This is a genomic window from Allobosea sp. TAF32, from assembly GCF_052113585.1.
In the GTDB taxonomy this organism is placed as follows: Bacteria; Pseudomonadota; Alphaproteobacteria; order Rhizobiales; family Beijerinckiaceae; genus Allobosea.
The window spans coordinates 1-2,412 of sequence record NZ_JBFRDM010000028.1 but is presented as its reverse complement, the minus strand read 5'-3'; the positions used below and the strand labels follow the sequence as shown (position 1 = coordinate 2,412).

Annotated in this window: 3 protein-coding genes; 1 reads left to right on the top strand and 2 read right to left on the bottom strand. The window is 63.8% G+C overall.

Annotated elements, in window-relative coordinates; all coding sequences use genetic code 11:
• On the bottom strand, nucleotides 1–692 hold a 692-nt coding region (locus AB4Z16_RS27960), incomplete at its 3' end, for a chromate transporter (RefSeq protein ID WP_441514567.1).
• Nucleotides 693–707: 15 nt separating this feature from the next.
• Complete coding sequence (locus tag AB4Z16_RS27955; protein WP_441514566.1) at nucleotides 708–1,676, bottom strand: chromate resistance protein ChrB domain-containing protein; 969 nt, start codon at nucleotides 1,674–1,676, stop codon at nucleotides 708–710.
• Between the two features lie 114 nt (nucleotides 1,677–1,790).
• Here AB4Z16_RS27955 and AB4Z16_RS27950 point away from each other — a divergent pair.
• Nucleotides 1,791–2,412: superoxide dismutase (locus AB4Z16_RS27950; RefSeq protein ID WP_441514565.1), on the top strand; the 622-nt coding region annotated here is incomplete at its 3' end.

Genomic DNA, 2,412 nt, shown 5'->3' with positions numbered 1-2,412 from the left:
GGCCTGGCATGCGCGGGAATGCCTTCGCCAAGCGCTGAATCGATGTCGGCGACCTGCTTGCCCCCGGCCTTGCCATGGCCGCCTCCCACCTGGAAGGCGGACCAGCCGGCGCGGCCGCCGATATAGCCGATCAAGCCGGCCACCAGAATGACGAGCGGGAAGGGCGCCTGGAACAGCGCCAGCGCGAGGAAGGCGGCTGCGGCGAGGCCGATCATCACCCCGTTTCTGAGGGAGCGCCGACCGATCCGCAGCACGGCTTCGAGCACGATCGCCAGGACCGCCGCCTTCAAACCGAAGAACAGGGCCTGCACGCTCCCGACATTGCCGAAGATGGCGTAGATCCAGCTCAGCGCCATGATGGCGATGAGACCGGGAAGCACGAACAGGGTTCCGGCGACGAGGCCGCCCTTCGTCTTGTGCATCAGCCAGCCGATATAGACGGCCAGCTGCTGCGCCTCGGGGCCAGGCAGGAGCGTGCAGTAGTTCAGCGCATGCAGGAAACGCGTCTCGCCGATCCAGCGCTTCTCCTCCACGATAATGCGGTGCATCACCGCAATCTGCCCGGCCGGGCCGCCGAAGCTGAGCGCCGCGACCCGCGCCCAGACGCGCAGTGCCTCGCCGAACGAAATCCCGTGATCAGGTGCTGTGCTCGGTGCGGAAGGCGCGGCGTCGAGGGGCTCGATCTTGCTCATGGTGTTCCCCGGCCGTCAGCCGCGCTTCGACCTGAAGTACTGGTAGAGGTTGTCGAAGACAGCTGCGCCTTGCGCAATGCGTTCTTCGTCCTGAGGGTTGGCGGCGCAAACGCCCGAAATCAAGCTCGCGATGCCTGCCGTTTCCTCGCGCCCGAACTTCCCGTCCTTCAGATCGGTGTCGTGGACGATCTCGGCAATGGCCTGAAGCGCAGGATCGGAGAGCCCCGCGCGTGTCAGCAGAACCTCGAAGCTGCAGTGATCGCCTTCATGGGTAATCTCGCCCTCGAACATATCGAAGCGCAGCTCTCCGGGATCGGGCTCGTATCCCTTGCCTGGGACGAAGCGGATGACAGCATTGGGGTCGATGAAGCGGCGGATCAGCCAGCTGCAGGCGATGCGATCGACATGCGCGCCCTTGCGTGTCACCCAGACGCGTCCCTTGAAGTCCGCCGCGGTCTGCGGCGGCGTTTCCGGTGATGTGTCGGTCATGGCGCTATCCTTTGCGAGCCTGCGCTCCAGCTCCGCGATCAGGCTTTCAGCCACGAGACGGCCCGTGGCCGCGAAGAAATCGACGGCCGCGATACCCGCCAATCGTTTGCGCAGGCGGTTGACCTGCGTGCGGACCTCGGCGGCCCCTTCCGGGGGGGGCGCCTCCTCGAGACGGCCTGACAGGGAACGCGCCTCCTTGGAGATCTCCTCGTAGTCTTCATCGCGAGCGGCATCGAAGAGCGCACGCGCCTGGGCGTCGGACAGGCCGTCGATGAGGCGCGCTTCGCAGATCATGGCCTCGCCGCCGCCTTCGATGATCTCCTTCAGCAGCCACTCGAAATCCTCCTGCGTCTCGGCATTCGCCGGCAGGGCATAGACCGTGCTCTTCACCGCGACCGCGCCGATGCCCTGCAGTCGGCGCCAGATTTTCACCCGGAAATAGGCCGGCTTGCTCGGCAACTGATGGATCAACAGCAGCCAGCGCTGTTCAGCCAAGATTGCATCACAATTCATGTCGTGACCGTATCATTACAAACTGAAAAAGCAACACTTGTATCATTTGCAATTCGAGCGTAGCGTCCGGCCGTTGCGTATCCTGGAGAGGGTGCCATGCATCGGATCATGCCCTTGCCCTTCAAGCCTCCGCGCCTTGACGGGCTTTCCGAGCGGCTTCTGGCGAGCCATTACGAGGACAACTACGGCGGCGCCGTACGACGCCTCAACGCCATCGAGCGCCGCCTCGACGAACTCGACTGGAGCCGCGCTCCGGTCTTCGACATCAACGGTCTCAAGCGGGAAGAGCTTATCGCCGCCAATTCGGCGATTCTGCATGAGATCTATTTCGACGGGCTCGGCGGCAGCGGCGATGCTGCGGGCGACCTCGCCCTCGCGCTGGAACGTGATTTCGGCAGTGTCGCCGGCTGGCGCTCGAAATTCTCGGCTTGCGCGAAGGCTCAAGCAGGCGGTTCGGGGTGGACCTTGCTGGTTTGGTCGGAACGCCACGAACGCCTGATGATCCAATGGGGGCAGGATCACACGAACTGTCTCGCCGGAAGCATCCCGATCATGGCGCTCGATATGTTCGAGCACGCCTATCACATCGATTTCGGAGCGAAGGCTGGCGCCTATGTCGACGCCTTCATGAAGAACATCCATTGGGAGCGCGTTGGTGCTCGCTTCCAGCGGCTTGCCATGAACCGTCGCATGATCGAGCCGAATACGCCTGCGGCGT